The sequence below is a fragment of the Flavihumibacter sp. UBA7668 genome (assembly GCF_002483205.1).
Lineage (GTDB): Bacteria > Bacteroidota > Bacteroidia > Chitinophagales > Chitinophagaceae > Flavihumibacter.
Genome location: NZ_DLHM01000003.1, coordinates 499,863 through 517,893 on the forward strand (window position 1 = coordinate 499,863; position 18,031 = coordinate 517,893).

General features: G+C 39.8%; 20 protein-coding genes. 6 read left to right on the plus strand and 14 right to left on the minus strand.

The window, feature by feature from the left end; all coding sequences use genetic code 11:
- Positions 1–217 precede the first annotated feature (217 nt).
- The 5 genes from B2746_RS07900 to B2746_RS07920 all read right to left on the minus strand — a co-directional run bounded on the left by B2746_RS07900 (position 218) and on the right by B2746_RS07920 (position 4,018).
- Positions 218–1,912: a DMP19 family protein gene (locus B2746_RS07900; protein WP_290792320.1), complete on the minus strand. Its 1,695-nt coding sequence runs from the start codon at positions 1,910–1,912 to the stop codon at positions 218–220.
- A 163-nt stretch (positions 1,913–2,075) separates the two neighbouring features.
- Complete coding sequence (locus B2746_RS07905; RefSeq protein WP_290792321.1) at positions 2,076–2,531, minus strand: hypothetical protein; 456 nt, start codon at positions 2,529–2,531, stop codon at positions 2,076–2,078.
- A 346-nt stretch (positions 2,532–2,877) separates the two neighbouring features.
- Positions 2,878–3,138 (minus strand): helix-turn-helix domain-containing protein, encoded by a 261-nt coding sequence (locus B2746_RS07910; RefSeq protein WP_290792322.1) that lies wholly within the window; start codon positions 3,136–3,138, stop codon positions 2,878–2,880.
- A 39-nt stretch (positions 3,139–3,177) separates the two neighbouring features.
- A complete protein-coding gene (locus B2746_RS07915) occupies positions 3,178–3,423 on the minus strand; it encodes a type II toxin-antitoxin system ParD family antitoxin (RefSeq protein WP_290792323.1) in 246 nt (81 codons plus the stop codon).
- Positions 3,424–3,535: 112 nt separating this feature from the next.
- A complete protein-coding gene (locus B2746_RS07920) occupies positions 3,536–4,018 on the minus strand; it encodes a hypothetical protein (RefSeq protein WP_290792324.1) in 483 nt (160 codons plus the stop codon).
- A 282-nt stretch (positions 4,019–4,300) separates the two neighbouring features.
- Between B2746_RS07920 and B2746_RS07925 the strand changes: the two genes are divergently transcribed.
- Positions 4,301–4,561 (plus strand): phage integrase N-terminal SAM-like domain-containing protein, encoded by a 261-nt coding sequence (locus B2746_RS07925; protein WP_290792325.1) that lies wholly within the window; start codon positions 4,301–4,303, stop codon positions 4,559–4,561.
- Between the two features lie 316 nt (positions 4,562–4,877).
- Here B2746_RS07925 and B2746_RS07930 read toward each other — a convergent pair whose 3' ends face one another.
- From B2746_RS07930 to B2746_RS07945, 4 genes are all read right to left on the minus strand, one after another.
- Entirely contained in the window at positions 4,878–5,246 is a 369-nt protein-coding gene (locus B2746_RS07930; protein WP_290792326.1) for a hypothetical protein, read from the minus strand.
- 157 nt (positions 5,247–5,403) lie between these two features.
- Positions 5,404–6,123 (minus strand): tetratricopeptide repeat protein, encoded by a 720-nt coding sequence (locus B2746_RS07935; RefSeq protein ID WP_290792327.1) that lies wholly within the window; start codon positions 6,121–6,123, stop codon positions 5,404–5,406.
- Positions 6,124–6,254: 131 nt separating this feature from the next.
- A complete protein-coding gene (gene ltrA, locus B2746_RS07940; protein ID WP_290792328.1) occupies positions 6,255–7,478 on the minus strand; it encodes a group II intron reverse transcriptase/maturase in 1,224 nt (407 codons plus the stop codon).
- Positions 7,479–8,218: 740 nt separating this feature from the next.
- Complete coding sequence (locus tag B2746_RS07945; protein WP_290792329.1) at positions 8,219–8,794, minus strand: hypothetical protein; 576 nt, start codon at positions 8,792–8,794, stop codon at positions 8,219–8,221.
- 180 nt (positions 8,795–8,974) lie between these two features.
- Here B2746_RS07945 and B2746_RS07950 point away from each other — a divergent pair, with 180 nt between their 5' ends.
- On the plus strand, positions 8,975–9,916 hold the full coding sequence (locus B2746_RS07950) for a tyrosine-type recombinase/integrase (protein ID WP_290792330.1): 942 nt from the start codon (positions 8,975–8,977) through the stop codon (positions 9,914–9,916).
- A gap of 3 nt (positions 9,917–9,919) precedes the next feature.
- The gene (locus B2746_RS07955) at positions 9,920–11,068 is read left to right on the plus strand and encodes an IS91 family transposase (protein ID WP_290792331.1); all 1,149 of its coding nucleotides are present in this window, start codon (positions 9,920–9,922) and stop codon (positions 11,066–11,068) included.
- A 292-nt stretch (positions 11,069–11,360) separates the two neighbouring features.
- Here the strand turns inward: B2746_RS07955 and B2746_RS07960 are convergent, their stop codons facing one another.
- The 4 genes from B2746_RS07960 to B2746_RS07975 form a co-directional block, all read right to left on the minus strand.
- Positions 11,361–11,972 (minus strand): hypothetical protein, encoded by a 612-nt coding sequence (locus B2746_RS07960; protein ID WP_290792332.1) that lies wholly within the window; start codon positions 11,970–11,972, stop codon positions 11,361–11,363.
- Positions 11,973–12,196: 224 nt separating this feature from the next.
- Positions 12,197–13,012, minus strand: coding sequence for a DUF2071 domain-containing protein (locus B2746_RS07965; protein WP_290792333.1), 816 nt, complete (start codon positions 13,010–13,012; stop codon positions 12,197–12,199).
- A 146-nt stretch (positions 13,013–13,158) separates the two neighbouring features.
- Positions 13,159–13,659: a hypothetical protein gene (locus tag B2746_RS07970; protein ID WP_290792334.1), complete on the minus strand. Its 501-nt coding sequence runs from the start codon at positions 13,657–13,659 to the stop codon at positions 13,159–13,161.
- 270 nt (positions 13,660–13,929) lie between these two features.
- A complete protein-coding gene (locus B2746_RS07975; RefSeq protein WP_290792335.1) occupies positions 13,930–15,273 on the minus strand; it encodes a tyrosine-type recombinase/integrase in 1,344 nt (447 codons plus the stop codon).
- A gap of 1,000 nt (positions 15,274–16,273) precedes the next feature.
- Here B2746_RS07975 and B2746_RS07980 point away from each other — a divergent pair.
- Genes B2746_RS07980 through B2746_RS07990 form a run of 3 tightly spaced genes read left to right on the plus strand, consistent with a single transcriptional unit; the run spans position 16,274 to position 17,756 of the window.
- A complete protein-coding gene (locus tag B2746_RS07980; RefSeq protein WP_239597178.1) occupies positions 16,274–16,597 on the plus strand; it encodes a hypothetical protein in 324 nt (107 codons plus the stop codon).
- Between the two features lie 40 nt (positions 16,598–16,637).
- A complete protein-coding gene (locus tag B2746_RS07985) occupies positions 16,638–17,297 on the plus strand; it encodes a DUF3885 domain-containing protein (protein ID WP_239597180.1) in 660 nt (219 codons plus the stop codon).
- 6 nt (positions 17,298–17,303) lie between these two features.
- Positions 17,304–17,756 (plus strand): hypothetical protein, encoded by a 453-nt coding sequence (locus tag B2746_RS07990; RefSeq protein ID WP_290792336.1) that lies wholly within the window; start codon positions 17,304–17,306, stop codon positions 17,754–17,756.
- Here B2746_RS07990 and B2746_RS07995 read toward each other — a convergent pair.
- On the minus strand, positions 17,753–18,001 hold the full coding sequence (locus B2746_RS07995; protein ID WP_239597184.1) for a hypothetical protein: 249 nt from the start codon (positions 17,999–18,001) through the stop codon (positions 17,753–17,755). The genes B2746_RS07990 and B2746_RS07995 overlap by 4 nt on opposite strands.
- Positions 18,002–18,031 lie beyond the last annotated feature (30 nt).

Below are 18,031 nucleotides of genomic sequence, written 5' to 3' on the forward strand. Positions count from 1 at the left end.
TAAGGATAGATTAACAATTTCCATTATAAGGGCAGCGGATGTACACGTAAAGGGATTTTGGACATTAATTGCAAGACTATTTGCCAGTCAAGCCAGATTTTCTTTCTGAAGATATTTAAGTTTTTTCAATTCGGGCAAAAACAATTTCCAGCGGGCTTACGGACAGGTGTTGCTGTTGGTAATACCAATGTTAACTGAGGTGCATCTTTGGATATCGTCACTCAATGTTAAAGTTTGCAATAATGTAAATGAATGAAGAAACATTCATTCCGTCTTTTGTTGCAGGCTTAAATTTCATTTTATCAGCAACTTCCGTAAATTCTTGCCCTCCCGTCATATACGCAGATCTAAATTTTATATCAGTAACATTTCCATTTTCATTAACTGAAAGCCAAAGACATGTTGATCCTTCTACGTCTTGATATTCCGGTTCAAATAATGATTCAGGTATTTTAATAAGTCTCTTTATTTCATCTTCATTAGTGCAAATAGGATAAGTGTCTGCAGTTGGCAGGTTTTCGTCTTTCAACCATTCATCTTTCATTAAATATTGAAACGATACTTTACCAATAGGATTATCTGATTTAGGAAATAATTTTGTAGATATGGTATTACCGTCTTTATAAATTTTCTCTTCCTTTATTTTCCCATTTTTATAATAACTTCTTGTAAATCCATTCTCCACTCCATTTTCCATTTCTTGGTAAAGACTTAACACACCATTGGTAAATGTTTTTTGTTGTCCGTGCCTTTTATAGTTTTTGTACTCTTGTTCATTATGGTCTAAATGTCCTTCCCAACCACTATAATCATAAATATATAAACCTGTACCATCTTTTAAAGTTTGTTCTCCTTTCTCATTCCAGCAGTTTTGAATAAAGAAATTGCCATTTATAAACTCGGCTTCTAATTTTTTGCTTCCGTCCTTGTAAAATTCAAGCCATTTCCCCTCTCTTTCGTGAGCTGAAACATAAATCCCAGTTTCCGCAAGCTGTCCATTGTCATACCATTCTTTATACTCACCAATTCTTTCGTCTTTGTCCAAAACTTTATGTTCTAACTTTTTTGGTTTCCCATTTTCGTAATACCAAAAATGTTCAACCAGTTGTAAAGTTGAGTCTTTCCGAATAGAATATTTCTTATTCCCATTTTCGTAGTATTCAACTCGTTCCCCTGTTTGCTCACCCTTTGAATATTGAATTTGCTCTTTTATTTTCCCATTTTCATAAAAGCTCTTGAACTCTCCACTTACAATACCATTTTCCAAATAAAAAATATCTTTGATCACATTTTCAGAGTAAAAAGTCTTGCACTCACCTGAAAACTTCATATCAAACTCTTTTCCATCTTCGTCTATACAAATTTCTTTTGGATTTTTTCTGATGTACTTTTCTATTTTAGCCATAGTCTTGTCGTTGAGAATATAATACGCATCGTCTAAGGCAGACATTTCTTCAAGTCGTTCATATAAATCACTGCAGAACAAATCCTTCTCTCTGGCTTTGTCCATTAGCTTTTTGTTACTTTGATAAATGTTCTCGGCCCTCTGAATTAAATGCGCCATTTTTTTGTCGCCAATGGATTCAAGGCTTTTAATGATTGTTGGCACATAACAACCATAACCATTGTAATAGAATTGAACAAACCCGCCGTTTGTCACTTGTCCGTCAATATACCACCAATAATAAAGAGCTTTTTGTCCGTATGATAGGGACTTGCATTTTTCAATTTCGTAGTCTCTGTCTTTAACAAACTTTGAAATTGGTTCAAGTACAAACCAACCAAAGTCAAAGCCTTTTAGTTTGAAAAAGTCACCTTTATTTAGTTTAGGTCTGAAATGTGCCTGTTTATCAAACTCCCAGTATGGATCTTGTTTGGGTTTGTCCTGCCCGAATAAATTAAATATCCCCATTGTAAATATTGTGATTAGTAGTTGTCGTATTAGTTATGTCGTCATTGCATTTCAGCTTTAGGTCGGCAGTTTTGCGCATTGCTGGTAATGAAGCACTATTACCAGTACCGATGTCCCGCCAGCATTGCGCAAAACTGCTCGTTAGAGGTAGTTTATTGACATTCTAATTTTTCATCCCCACCAGCATAGTTTGGTCTCTTAATTTGTAAAGTTTATAAACTGAAACAATCTGCCCCGCTAAAAACAAAATAAATAGAACTGCTAATACAGGTCTTAAGAAACCAGGGGCATTGTCTGTCACTTTAAAAAATCCAAAAACCGAAATTATTTGAAAAAGTGTCATACCAAATAGAAATGTCCCAAAGAATAACTTATAGTCTTTGAGTCTATAGGATTTAATGGTAAGCAATAAAAGCAAAAGGGTTGGTATTGCGTATATCAATGAGAGAAGTCGTGCATTGATTAATTCGCTATTAGAATGTGCATCGTCATCAGCCCAACCTTCTGTAATTGCGTTGTCGGAGACTTTTGCTGGTGTCCCCAAAAACAGATCGCCAAACCAAAAAATTAATATTAGTAAAAGTGTAAAAATAAATAGTAGTTGTAATTTTTTTGTCACGTAGTCATAGTTTTGTCTGTTGTTGCTTTAAATTACCGCCAACGTTCAGGTATTTACGTCAGGGCGGGCCATAGCTGATGTCCCGTTAGGCCAGCCGGCTGACTATTTATTATTAGTTCAATGTTTTATTCCAACGCTAAATAGAAACCGTGACAAGCCAGGCCCAGTGTTGATTAATATTCTACAGCTGAATTACACTGGCCCCCTCCGCTTTACGGAAATACACCTGTTGGCTGAAGTGCAATTCAGTTAGCAACTCTGAATTAATACGTCAGTCGGAATACCAAGTACTTGATGCAACTGCCGGATCATCTCCAACGTAAGCTTACGCTTCCTATTCAGTATTTCACTTGCCCAACTTTTTTAGCCCTACCATACTGGCCAGGTCACTCTGACTATATCCCAACTGATCCATACGAAACTTAACAGCTTCAATCGGATCAGGATATTCAATTGGATAGTGCTCCTGCTCATACTTGTCAATCAGAATGCCTAACACCTCCAGTTCGTCGCCCTCCGGAGTTCCTGGCTGCGCATCAAAGATCACCTCCAGCCTGTATATAGCTACCTGGTAGTCTTTCTTAGTCTTTATAGGTTTGAGGGTCATGTATACTCCTTTATTTAAATCGTTGCTGCATCAGTTTTGTCATATTATTACAGTTGATTTCAATTTTCCCATATGTTTTTTTGGATCAAACGTATTGTCAATTCCGCTGGAGATACCCTGTTTTATTTCGTCACGTAGCATAAGTACACATTGCTCATCTTCTTCCAGCAAACGAAGCCCTGTTCTGATTACCTCGCTTGCATTCTTATACCGTCCCTCTGAAATTTTGGATTCTACAAAGTCCTCAAAATAGTCACCGAGGGATACAGATGTATTACGTCCCATTTTAGTAGTTTTTGTAAAGTTACCAAAACTGGTACTTCTGCAAAATTGCTTTGAACCTTTTGATGCTCAATTGAATAACGCCTAACGACTGCCCTGTTGCCTGCAGTATTGCTTAAAATGTTATTCTGTCAAACGTTATCCCGCCTCTGCCTATATTGTCTATCTTTTGGGTAGCAAGTAGTCTTGGTCTCTGTCTGACAAATTGTTTATATCCTATAGATTTAAAAGAAATAGAGCCTTCATGGGTTTCAATTGTCCAATCAAATTCGATGTCACGATTAATATGTTCTGTATTGTTTGGTTTTTGGGGATTTCCCTTTGTGATAAAGTCAATTGTCAAACCTGGTGTTGCTGGGCCAATATCTAATATCAAATCATAGACGTTTTCAAAAATTAATGTACTTGGCGAAATCCAAAAAACATATTTATTGCCTTTTATAATCCACTCGAAGATATAGTCAATGTCTAATAACAACTCAAAGTTGTCTCCGAAAGTTATGGCATGAATTGGATTGTCATGCCATTGCATATTGTCGAAGTCAATCTCTGTGAAAATGCGTTTGTCTAGCTTATATTGATTTGGTGATTGCATCATAAATATTGCGTGCAACGTTGAAGTATTTGTGTTGCCATGGCAATTACTAACGTCCAGCCCTGCTCTGCCGATTATTTACTTGCAAAAGTCCATATTTATATTCAAAAGCCTAATGGAAAATATCACAAGTCCGAGCCGCTGCTCATCAATGATCTATTGCTGAAGTTCCACTGTCCCGCCCTGGTAACACAAATATTTTTGTTGCACTAAACCTTCAGTAGCCTTTCGTGCTCAAATTCGGGGAACGGTTTGTAGCTTTTGATTTCACCAAAAATCAAAATTATGTCTACTACAAACCGTTCTCCGCGTCCTTCCACACTGGTTGCACAAGCATGTGCTAATGTAGCTGGTTTTTCTGATTTATTTAAACGTCTAAAACGTCGCATGAAGACATCCGGCAGAAGTGAAAGCACCCTTAATAATTATGCCCGACACGTTGCACAGATGGCCTTGCATTTCCACATGCTGCCAACCGAACTTGATGAAGATCAGATTGAAGATTACCTGTATCTACTGCAGCGGCAACACAACACACCCTCTTAATCCTATTTCAAACACACCGTATTCGGTCTTCGCTTTGTTTTCCGGCTGGCCAGGGAAACCTATATCCATTACCTAAGAAAAACATGTAAAATTGTCAGTAAATAAATCCAGACCCTGGAAAATTAGCTCTCCTAAGAAAAGAAGCAGATCAATGTTACAGCAACAGATCAGTCATATCCTCCCGCTTCATTTATAACACCACTAACTTCTACAATTCAATCCCCATAAGTAATTGCCCGGCTATCGAAGCTTCCGTGCAACATTGGCTTCATCGTTGGTGCTTCGCACCCGACGAAGCTTTGTTGTTAGCGGCAGATTATTTATTTAATGGTATTCCAGCATCCTTATCAAATATGAAAATAAAATCCCCATCCATACTCCTTATGCCACATACATGTAATCCATATTTATTAATAAGAGCTTTAAATCTATCATTTATTTCCGGTGTTTTTGATTCCGAATATTTTATCGGAAAATTATCTGAATTGGGATTTTCTGAATGCAAGTAAATAGCATTTTGATCCGGATCATTAATATCAATTTCAATCCAACATTGATAGTCTCTTGGGTAATTCTTCATTTTTTTAACCAGGATTTGGTATGTCTGAAATAAATAGCCAAAAGAAACGTCCCATTCTGAGCCTACTTCATTTTTTTTGAAATCTAATGGATGGATATGCCACAAATCAAACCAGGATTTATTTATATTCTGTTAAAAATAAAATACCAAATCTCTATTTTATTCATCTTCTGAAACTGATGCCTGGTTCTATTTTACCGCCAATTCTTGATCCGTCCGCCCCAATAGCGCCAAACTCCTAAGTTGTGCTTAGTTTTTTGTCCTACGAAGTACCTAATAACTCATTTACCTTTTTTAAAAAGTCTTTTGGTGCTTGATGAGTTTGGTCAATAGCAATTGCTTTCTCAAATTGTTCTTTAGCCTTCTGATAGTTGTCCATTTTTAGATAGCACTCACCAATTGAAAATTCTGCAAGCAAACTATTTGGATTTACTTCTAATGATTCTTGGAAGTCCTCAATTGCCCCAGCCCATTGCCCTAAGTCCATTTTGCAGAATGCTCTATTATCGATTGCTTCAAAAAAATCAGGCATTAAGTCAACTGCTTTTGAATATGAGTCAATCGCATCATAGTGCCTCTTCTCCTCAGTCAAGCGAAGTCCTGCTTGATAATATTCATTTGCAATTGGAATATAATAATTCGGTTCCTTCATCTGTCTTAAATATTCGTGATAGCCAATTAGGTCTTTTGATGAAATCTTATCGTTTGTTAGAAGCTTTGCATTTTTAAATCCATTCTTGTCAATTGGTGAATGATAAACTGCAACTGTTAAACTGTCTATATTCTTGGTACTTGGCAAAGTGTCCAATGGTTTATAACCCAAAACGTGATAGCATTCCAAATCTATGACAAAAACTAATAGTTTGTAAATGTGATATTGATTGTCGAAATGGGTATAAAATATGTCGCCTTCAGAAAAATAACTTTGCCCATTTGACTGTCCGGCTGTTTTTGTCGAAAAAAGTCTTTTGAAAATGCTCATAGTTTCGGGTCGTTAAAATTACACACAATCGAGTCACGCAAGGGAGTTGCACCCCTACGTTCTCGCGGAACTGTGCGTGAAAGTCTCCCTTCACACAGCTCTTCTTGTTTATAAATCACTTGCAAGTTTTGCTATGGATGCACAAACCGCCAGTGTGGAAATAAGTGGGGAGTTTCTTTATACCGCTGTTTCAACCATTTTATGGCTGCATGCTCATACAAACCCTTCTCCCACTTTACCCATTTCAATAGTCTTTGATTTAACTGATACCAAACTTTGTGCATGTGCCCATCCCAAAACTTGTGGTAATAATTGATGATACCACGTATTACTGGGGTCAGTAGCGCTGCTACTTCCTTCAAAGGCCTGCGCCTTTTGTGAATCGACATCGACTTAAACTTTTCAAGCACACGTTTCTTCGATTTAGTACTGATGAACGTTGCAGGCATCAGCAGGTTCTTCCCCTTAATTTGACTAAATGACGGACGTATGGTAAAGCCTAAAAAATCATAACCTTTCGGATACTTCTTTTCAGCTGTCCCCCGCAGGTTTACAATCTTAGTCTTTACCGGATGCAAGGTTAGTTTACAGGCGTTTAATCGGCGTGTTATCATAGCTAACACATACTTTGCCTGCTTCTCTGTTTTGCAGTGCACCACAATGTCGTCTGCATAGCGCTCAAAGGGTTTTCCCGGATGTTCCTTCTCCATCCATTTATCAAAGGCTGCATGCAAAAAGACATTGGCCAGCAACGGGCTTATAACACCGCCCTGCGGCGTGCCAGCCTCAGATGGCAGCACATTGCCATCTTTGCTCATTACGCCCGCCTTAAGCCATCTCTGTGCATACAACAGCACCCATCTGTCTTTGCAGTAGTGTTGCAGGGCTTTCATCATCAGCTCATGATCTATATTATCAAAGAATCCTTTAATGTCAAGATCAATTACAAAATCATGATTGAATGAGTTGCGCTCTGCCTGCGCCACAGCATCATGACAACTGCGTTTTGGCCGGTAACCAAATGAGCTGTTGTGAAACAATGGTTCTACCTGCTTTTCCAGATGGTGTTTTGCTACTTCCTGGGCTATGCGGTCCAGCAATGTGGGTATGCCTAACTGGCGAACACCTCCATCACTTTTCGCAATCTCCACCTGCCTGACTGGCATGGGAAAATAACTACCGGAGGAAAGCCTGTTCCATAGTTTATACAACAAGGTCTTCGCATGCTTATCCAAGTATGCCCAACTCATTGCATCTTTGCCTGACGATCCTTTATTGGCTTTTACTTTCTTGTATGCCTGCCAAACCATAAGCCTGGTGATTGGCTGTGACTTTGCTTCATAGTAATCAATCATTCCATTGCTGGTTGTAAATTATTGCTGAAACTAAACAAGCTTAGTTCTTCGCTCCACTCCCATTACAGGAACTTCATCGCTACTATAACTAAGTCTGCCACCGTTACCTCACTACATCCTTTAGTGCCTGCGTCCTCTTGCGATTTTACAGGATGGTAACGACTTCACTTGTTCCATAAAACAGCCCATACCAGGTTCCTGCCAACTTAACCCCGGATGCCGTGTAACCAGTAATCAGGTAACCGTTACACTCTGTTGCAGGTACAAACGTAATTACCTGCTTTTGACATCGTAATTTGCCTTACGAGACTTCATCATTGGTTCACTTGCGTTCAGCTCCCTGGTAAACACCTACCGGAATCAAGTTCCGGCTTTTCCTTATCGCTCACCACAAATATGTTTCCATTATCTGCAGCATAAGGTGGTTTGAAAACTACTCCTGAAAGTCGTCTTCGGAAGGCCAATCTTTTGCATCGCTACAAAAGGCTTCCATCAGTTTTACAGCATTCATCCTGTGTTCACCACAGTAGATTCAAGTCACACACGATTACGGCTTGGCGATGTGGTGGTATTATTAATATCCCGCCTGGACCAATGCCCATAAATTATTTAATGTTGAATTACGATTCTTAATTTTTATTTGATTCAGTAGTTGGATCAAGTCTTGATTTATAGTAGAAGCCGATTGTTTGTTCGTCGCGCCCCACTAACGCCAAACCCTTTGTTGGGTGCGATACGAGTCAATCAGAAGCTGCGCCATATGTAAATATGCATATATCATTTTCTCCGAAAATAAAATATCTATATTCCCACCATACTGGGTAACCAGGGATTCCACGTTCGTCTGAATATTCAAATATTTTTGAACTATGTGATAGAAAGTCTTTAAGAAAATCTGTATACTTTTTTTGTTCTAGTTCAATACGCAATTTATTTTCGTCGCCGAGATAATAATCTTCGGATTTGTCACCACGATAAGCAAGACATTCATTTATGTTTTGCCAAAAAGAAGCTCTATCTACTTCAATCAAAGTAGCTTCGTCAGGTCTTGTTTCTGGAAAGGCTTCTCTTAATTTTATTTTGAAATTGACTATTGAGTTGCAATTTTCAAAAATTTCTATACCTAATTTCACTTCGAAATTGTAACCATACATTAACTCTTCAAGTCGATATAGAGCAGATTTTATTGAGTCTAACTGCATAGGATTGGTCTGGTAGTATTGCACCCAACGTTCGAGGCTTGCCGCAGGGCTGGTATTTATAACTGTCTGCCCGGCAACTAAAGCCGATTGAAAAACTAATGTTGAAGTTAACAACTAAAAGCCAAATAGAATTCGGTCAAGCCCGATATTATCCGATATTAGTACAACTGCCGATTGTTATCACGTCCGCCAGCCTTGCGGCAAACCTTTTGTTGCACTAAACCTTCGGTAGCCTTTCGTGCTCAAATTCGGGGAACGGTTTGTAGCTTTTGATTTCACCAAAAATCAAAGATTATGTCTACTACAAACCGTTCTCCGCGTCCTTCCACACTGGTTGCACAAGCTTGTGCTAATGTAGCTGGTTTTTCTGATTTATTTACGCGTCTAAAACGTCGCATGAAGACTTCCGGCAGAAGTGAAAGTACCCTTAACAATTATGCTCGTCATGTTGCACAGATGGCCTTGCATTTCAACACGCTGCCAACCGAACTTGATGAAGATCAGATTGAAGATTATCTGTATCTCCTTCAGCAGCAACATAATACGCCCTCTGAATCCTATTTCAAACACACCGTTTTCGGCCTTCGCTTTGTTTTCCGGCTGGAAGGACTTGATCACAAACGGATCGCACTTCCGGCTATTCAACGGGAAGATAAACTTCCGGTGGTACTCAACAGAGAAGAAGTGAAACAACTACTCCACACACCCTCCCTACTCAAACACCGGATTCTTATCGCTTTGCTTTATGACTGTGGTCTTCGCTGTATGGAAGTTCGCAGCCTGCAACTTGTTGATATTGATCTGAACCGCCGTATGCTGCACATCCGGCAAAGCAAGGGCAAGAAAGATCGCTATGTTCCTATTGGTGCTGTTTTAACTGCTGGTCTTCAAAAATATATCGATGCCGAACGTCCCGTGAAGTGGCTTTTTAATGGCAAAGGTGATCCTGCTATTGAAGGCCGCAAAGGGGGTGATTTTGACAGCCGCTATTCCCAGCGCGGTGTGCAGTGGGCGGTCACTCAGGCCGTCAAACAGGCTGGTATCAAAAAGGAAGTTTCGGTTCATACACTTCGCCATACCTATGCCACGCATCTTTTGGAAGCCGGTATCGATATTATGACCATTCAAAAACTGCTGGGTCATGAGAGCATCGATACCACCATGATTTATTTACATGTTGCACAACCTGTTGATCGACCACCCCTGAGTGTGCTGGATCGGCTTTACGGCAGATAAAGGGTGCAGCCGGCTTTTGAACTGTCCACTATTCTGAACCTGCACTGGGAGCGAGCCAATGAGCAACTACACCTAAACAGTTGGCAGTGGCGTACCCTGCATGCGATCCGGCGCTGCAGAACTGCAGCACTGGGTGGGCATATTGATCAGTGCGACAGCTGCGGACACCTGCGTATCAGCTATAACAGTTGCCGCAATCGTCATTGTCCCAAGTGTCAGGGGCAGCAACGGGAAGCCTGGATGGTGGCCCGGCAGGAAGAACTATTGCCTGTTCCCTACTACCATGTCGTGTTTACCTTGCCAGAGGCCATTAATCAATTGGCACTGTTTAAACCGGCTGTTATTTATGGGTTACTATTCTCCACTGCCTGGAGCACCATTCAATCTTTTGCATCGGATCCTAAACACCTGGGTGCTCAAACCGGCATGATCAGCATCCTGCATACCTGGGGACAAACCTTGACCTTGCATCCCCACTTACATTGCATTATTCCGGGTGGCGGCATCAGTTCCACTGGTCAGTGGAAAAGCACCCGCTGCAAGGGCAAGTTTCTCTATCCGGTAAAAGCCCTGAGTGCGGTATTCCGGGCCCGGTATGTAGCAGCGTTGCGCAAAGCCTTTCCGGAACAAGCACCGGAATTTTTCAACCAGCTTTTTGCTACCCCATGGGTAGTGTATGCCAAACGACCTTTCGGTGGTCCTGATCAGGTAATTGAATATCTCGGGCGATATACACATAAAATTGCGATTAGCAATCATCGCATCACAGGCGCTAATGATCAAACCGTTCAGTTTACCTATAAGGATTACCGACACGCGGGTACAAAAAAAGAAATGTCTTTATCCGCAGTTGAATTTATTCGGCGCTTCGCCCTGCATATTCTTCCCAAAGGTTTTGTACGGATCCGGCATTATGGGATGTTGAGTAATGCGGTCAAACAAACAGCACTTGCAAGTATCCGGGAACAACTAACACCAGAGCAGAACCGCGTTCAAAAAGAAGAGCCCACTTCAGAACTATCCGTACCCCTTGAAGGGATCTGCCCCTGTTGCAAAAAAGGCCGGATGCAATTGGTGATGGATTTTGATCATCGGGGGCCGCCTATTGAACTAATGAGCAAAGTAACATCCATTGAAAAGTCGACCCTATGAAAACAACTTGCCAAACCGGCCAGGGAAACCTATATCCATTACCTAAGAAAAACACGTAAAATTGTCAGTAAATAAATCGAGGCCCTGGAAAATTAGCTCACCTAAGAAAGAAAGCAGCTCAATGTTGTAGCAACAGATCAATCATATCCTCCCGCTTCATTTATTACACCAGTAACTTCTACTATTCAATCCCCATAAGTAATTGCCCGGCTATCGAAGCTTCCGTGCAACATTGGCTTCATCGTTGGTGCTTCGCACCCGACGAAGCTTAGTTGTTGGCTGCCGTTTTTTGTCAGCAATTGTCAAAAACCGAACACCACTCATCATAATAATTACTCGCCCAGAATTTCATATTCTTAAAATACCATTTGGCAGCTTTCTCTGTAAGACTAAAACCTCTCTCATCATCAATAATTGGGTCGTCCCCAAAGTTGTTTAGTGCATGATGTTGAGCTGCACTACACAATATAAATTGTCCGAATGTATCTGCGACAATTTCTCCATTATTCCAATCTCCTGTCCCGTGAATTAGTTTTTGAATTCCGTCTTCTATTTCGTTTAAATCAATAATAAATGGGTCTGCACCCTCGTCCGCAAAAATAAAAAAGCTTTTTTCCCAATTTTCAATAGCTTCTTTTTTTACTGGATTATAACTGTAGCCGTCTTGTTTGTATTTCAAATTGTTAATACCATAAACACACATTGGGTTACCAACTGTATCAAAGTAAAAGTCTTTGGATGGGGCGAAACTTTTTACGTAGTTGTGCACAATCTCAGGAATTACAACACCAAACTCTTTTTTAAGTCTGTCTACATGATGACTATTGTCGTATTTTCCAAATGGAAATGGCTCGGTTGAACTCCAAAACGTTTTGATTTCTGTCAATGCAGCTTCTAAAGTCATTTTATGCTGTATTATTTAGGAGGGTTGGTAAAATGGCAGCCAACGTTCAGGGCTTGGCGTTCGGTGGGGAATTATTAATGTCCCGCCTGGACCATTGCCCATATGTTAATTAATGTTGAATTATGTTTCTTTATCTGAATTTGATTCCACAGCCGGATCAAATGTTGATTTATTTTAAAAGCTGATTGTTTGTTCGTCGCGCCCCACTGACGCCAAACCCCTTGTTACAGGCAGTGGCTAATATTTTCCATAGCATGCCATTCATGTTCAATATTCTCCATCAACAGCGCATTGTCAAACTCTATTGATCCCTCCGGAAATAGTGTAGGGTCCGAGAAATAGCTTGATTCCACTTTTTCTACGTTCAATGACTTAACTGTCCACTTGGTGACGTCTAACTTAATACCGTCGTAGTGTCCCTTTGCTGGCGAGTAACCTATGGCTCCCTCCTCAAAGAATTTAGATACTGTATCTAAGTTTTCAAATATTGAGGCTGGATTATACTTTTCACTTAAGTATGCCCGAACCGAAATTTTTGTCCCATCGGTATTTGACATGTTTAGTTGGTACGTCCCATTGCTCTCCTTAGATATAAATTCTGAATGATGATGTTCACCAGGAAATATACGACCGCCTGCCATGCTGTTTAGAACGGATGAAGTGTCTCTCCTGGGAATGTATACGCCACTGTGCTTAACTCCGGATAATGTCCAGTTTACTGCAATTCGATGCGCAGCATTTTCGGATCCAAATCCAATAAATTCTGGTAACCCTTTTACTCTTACCTTCTTTAGCCTTATTAAACAAATTCCTACAATTGCACTGTCGCGGTAGATTTTTGGAGTAAAAGGAGGCGGTAGCAATTTTGATACAACAGATGGGTCTGCTCGAAAGTTTATTAACATTCGTCGCTCAATGTTGCCTGAAATTATTGGGAGTCTCATGAATTTAGGAGTTTCGCCATTGCCTGTAACGGTTCGCAGCTTTGCGCAGTGCTGGAAGTGAAGCACTATTGCCGGACCCGATGTTAATTTATTCATTAATGTTTAAATCTTTTTTCTTTTGATGAATCTGTACATAGCCCGTACTGCTGTACAGAAAGGATCTGCTGTTCATTGTACAGATGTCCCGCCAGCATTGCGCAAAACTGCCTGTTAGTGGCGGCCGATGAATTTAAAGGAGATACTTATTCAAAAAATTCATTCCATCCAATTGACCAGTTTTTAATAATTAAATTGGGATTTTTATGCTTAGCGTCTGCCTTAATTGTCTTAATCGAATTGTCATTAAAAATTGGATATAGTCTTACTTTATTTTTCTGATTATTATAATCTCTATAGACAATTACATATGATGTGTCGCCTCCTCGTCCAAATGCAGATATGTATATTTTATCTATGTTTTCAACAGGCACCTCGATTTCTGTCTGTTTTTTTTCATCAACTATGTATAGTTTTTGTTTTATATCGTCATAGTCAATCCTTTTTCTTGTACTAATGTAATAAAATATTGCTGTCAGAGTTAATCCAGCTATAGCCAGTCCGGCTATTGAATTATAATTGAAAGTCTCATTTCTAACTTCTTTTATGAAGAAAAATACGACTGAAAAAAGTAATATGACAATACCGATTTTGAGAACCGTAAAATTTGTTGAAATTCTGTACCGATTAAAGTTGTCTCCTGTCACAATTAATTATTATGATGTTGATTATTGGGTTCTGGATGCAAGGTTGCCACTAACGCTTTTATTTACGCAATTAGACGTTGGGGGTTAAAACTTAAATTGTTGAAAATGAATTGGGTTCATTGCGTTTAATCAAATTGCGGTTGCGTCAATCTGTTTTGGGGGTGGGCTTTGCGTTGAGGCGGATTGTGGTTAAGTGGATTTAGATTTGACGAACTAAAATGCCGCGGATTATAATGTGATGGATTCCCTGGAAACGAATCCCCTTTTAACCTACCACTCCACCCCACCTCGCCGGATTAAATCATCAAACGGACTCACAATATTTACCAACTGCTTCTTACTCACATGCAAATAACGCTCCGTTGTTTTAATATTGAAATGACCCAGCAAATCTTTTATATAACGAATATCTACCCCCTTATCCAATAAATGCGTCGCAAAACTATGCCGCAAACTATGTACCCCTACCTCCTTCAATATGCCGGCTCGCTCCTTCGCCTGATGAAAAATCTGTTGAACCGTTCGAATCGAATAAGCCGTACCCGTTTGCTCCGATTCAAATAAATACTCCCGCGGCCGCTGCTCCTGCAACTGAATATATTTCCGCAAAATATCCAGCAAAACCGGACTCAAATTCACATACCGATCCTTCTTCCCCTTCGCCCGCTCTACCAACAACTGCATCCGTACCGCATCTATATCGGCCAGCTTCAACCGTACCAACTCACTTACCCGCAATCCCGCACTATAAATCGTAAACAACATCGCCTTATGCTTCCGATTCACCAACGCATTAAACAATCGCGACAACTCCTCCTCATTCAATAATTTTGGTAACTGCGATGGCTTCTTCGGCCGCGAAATCTCAAAAAACATCCGGTCCCGCTTCAAAACCTGCTCATAATAAAACTTCAACGCATTGATCCGGCTATGGATGGTATGCTCACTTAACCTTAACTCCGTAAAACAATAGGCCAGATAATCTTTGATCCGATCAACCGTCATTTCATCCGCCCGGTGATTTCCCAGCAAACCAAAATAACTACTTAACTCATACAAATAAGTCCGGATTGTACTCGGGCTATACGCTTTTAAAATCAACTCCCTTCTCGTTGCTTCCAGCGCAGTCCTATTCTCGTTTGAAAATCGATTTTTCTCATCCAGGGAATGGGGCCGAACAGGAAAACTTTCCGGCACCTCTGATGACATCGGCACCTTTGGAGGCATCAGCCCCAGCGGCTCCTTTGGCTCTTTTAACTCCTTGGATTCCTCAGTCCCCGCAATACAGGCCGCTCTTATTTCCGCATCTAAGGATTCAGGTACCGCCTCTTTTTTTAGAAACAAATCCAACGCCCGTCTGTCCAATTCAAGATAACCACCTGCCAACTCCTCCAACCGCCGAAACCAGACCGCGCTCAGAGGCCCATACCAGCATCGATGCGTTCTGGACCACTGTATGCCCAACGGACGTAAAATTCTCAGCAATACCCGGTCATCCGGAAAAAACAGGGCAATCCGATCCGCCCCCCGATGATGAATCCCGGAAAGAAAAATCCGGTGAACCCGAACCAATTCCCAATGCACCGCATCTCTAAACCCCTCTTCACGTTTCATTACTGCACCAAATTAATCTCCCCGTTCAGGCCACGGAAACTCCCCTCCTCTTTAACCCGTCATGATAAGTTGAATTATTGCTTTGATGATAGGAAGAAGTTAGGATGAAGTTTGGATGAAGCTGGGATGAGCTTACCCAATAGCTTCGCCCCCTCGGTCACAGGCACCGCGATAAGGATTCTGTTTCCAAAATAGAAATTCCCCGGCATCATTGCAAGTAATATTTCCTTAACTAAATGTAAAAGAGAAAAATGATTCCCGCAACCCGTGAAAACACGGTATTTCAGCCGGTTATCCTTGCTTTAACCATGTATAATCCATGTCTTATCCTTGTGTCATACTGCACTAATCTATTGTAAATCAACAGCACGGCACAAGGATAACACATGGATAACACATGGATTATACACGGTTAACTGAAAAAGGGTTACCCACCGGGTAACCCTTACATTAAAACAACTTGAAAATCAATAAAATGTGGAGCTGGGGGGAGTCGAACAAAGCTCACAACTAATTAAATATCAATAAGATGGAAATGACAAAACCTATTAGTTCAATGAATTATTCAATCACTATTTTTTACTTTGTAGTGTGTGCTGAAAATACATAAATTTTACCAATAGTTTCGAAATCTTGACAAACTACTTTAGACCGTTTTTATCTTGTTTATCCAAAACAGGATGTGTTAGTTGGAAATTCCGGATAAATTGACCATTGAATTCCGCAAATAATTGATCATTGGATTCTGGTCTTAATTGATTACTGATTTCCAAGGCTAATTTATAGTTGTTGGTGATATGAACGAGGAGAATTCAGATACTATTTTGAATCTGTCAAGAAAATGATACTAACTAGTTAAATACTAAAATGGCACTTACTTTTAGTGGTCAATTTGCCCCGGAATAAAGTGGCCAGTTCGGAGGAATATGCACTCCAATATGGTGCCAGCGTTTATTCTTGCGAATAATTTATCTACTTTTATTTTAAATACAACCCCGTAATGCAAGCTTATATGCCTGGGAAATTTGAATTTCTAATCACTGGTGACAATGAATTATCGTCAGAGCAGTTCAACACCTTACTTTTTCCTACCACCTATCAGGTAAAAAAGATTGAGCGAGATGGATGGAGCTATTTTCAAACTGAAGGTGATGAGTTTTCTTATTCCTGGGAACCACCGGGTATCCAAATGACCTTCAACAAAGAATGCAGCTTCCAAAAAGCAAAGCAAATTGCAGATGAGGTGGTTCAAAACCTTGTAAAGGCAGGCTTCAATGTTGAATTATTAGTGATTAACAATACGCAAATCACTACATTCCAATAAATATGGGCATGCTTAAATGCTTTTAAACACCCGCTTTACTATGCATAGTATCCGCCATAAATTAGAAAATTACCTGAAAATATTTTACCCCGATACCCAAATAGATACTGAACATACATTAGGCGGAAAAATAACCATCCGAATCAATACTTCTGAAGAAGAAACTGTGGAAAATAACAAGAGGATTAGTCAGGCTGCAAGTCGCGCTACCCTCATCTGGAACAAACTGTTTGGTAAAACCCAAAACCCTTTGTGGATTATATCTTATAAATACGATGGCAAACAACTTATTAAAACCAATGATGAATACTACTTTCAACAATTTGGATCTGACAGCAATAATAAATTCATCACAACGAACGAAATCGTCCATTCCGGGATGATCAGTTTCGACCAAAATGGAAACGAATATTACGAAAAGATTGGTGCTACCATATCAATAGGAAAATTTCCAATCGAAAAAATAAATATCGAAAATATACTTACAGGCATAGCGAACCGAGATAATGGGATTGACCCCAAAATAGGTCAAAGTGATTATTTCTTAGATGCTGAAAACAATACGGGGTTTCACCTATACGACGATAGAGGTTTTTTCGTATGGGCCGATGAGCCTACCCCTTTAAGAGAAATATATGAAACACATTTGGATTGGATTTCAAACCACACCAGGGAAGACAATGAAGAATATTTTAATTAAAACACAATGAATTTATACCCCATTCAGAAGAACAAGTACAGCACCATTTTCTTTCAATCGCTTGCTGTTAAGGCAATTTTTGTACTAGTTTCCTACCTATTATTAAAAAACGGGCTGGTGTTTATCGATACAATTCCTGTATCAAAATTCACCTTACATATTCTCTTTGGAATGATTGCCCTTGCCTGGATACACACCAGTTACCAGAAAAAGCAGCTTTCTAAAATTCAATCAATAGAGGATTTTGATGTAAGAATGAGTGAATATGAAAAGTTCTACAAATTCAGACTGATCTGGTTCCTGTTCTCCTGTTTTATTTCCTGCTCAATTGCTTTATTCACTGCCCGATACCTCTTTATCGGATATGCAATAATTGATATTATGATATCACTTCCATTTTATCCCAACCTCCCCCTCTTCAAAAAAGAACTAAACAATTCAGAAATAATATTCTGCTAAAACCGTTGCCGTAAACCAATAAAAGCTACAGTAGTTATCAGAAAAATAGTGATACCTGCATATACCTGTGGTTCTTTCAGTATGGGTAAAGCAAAACAATACATTGCACCATTAATTGCATTTGTTATTGCTGCTATCCATTTTGTGAACTTTGAACCGCCTCTGTCTATTGCAACATGGTTAAGTAGTCCTGAAAAAACAATTGCCATACCTGCACCTACAAACCAGAGTGTATCGGTATTCATGTATAGAGGAAAAGCAAATCTAATATGCAC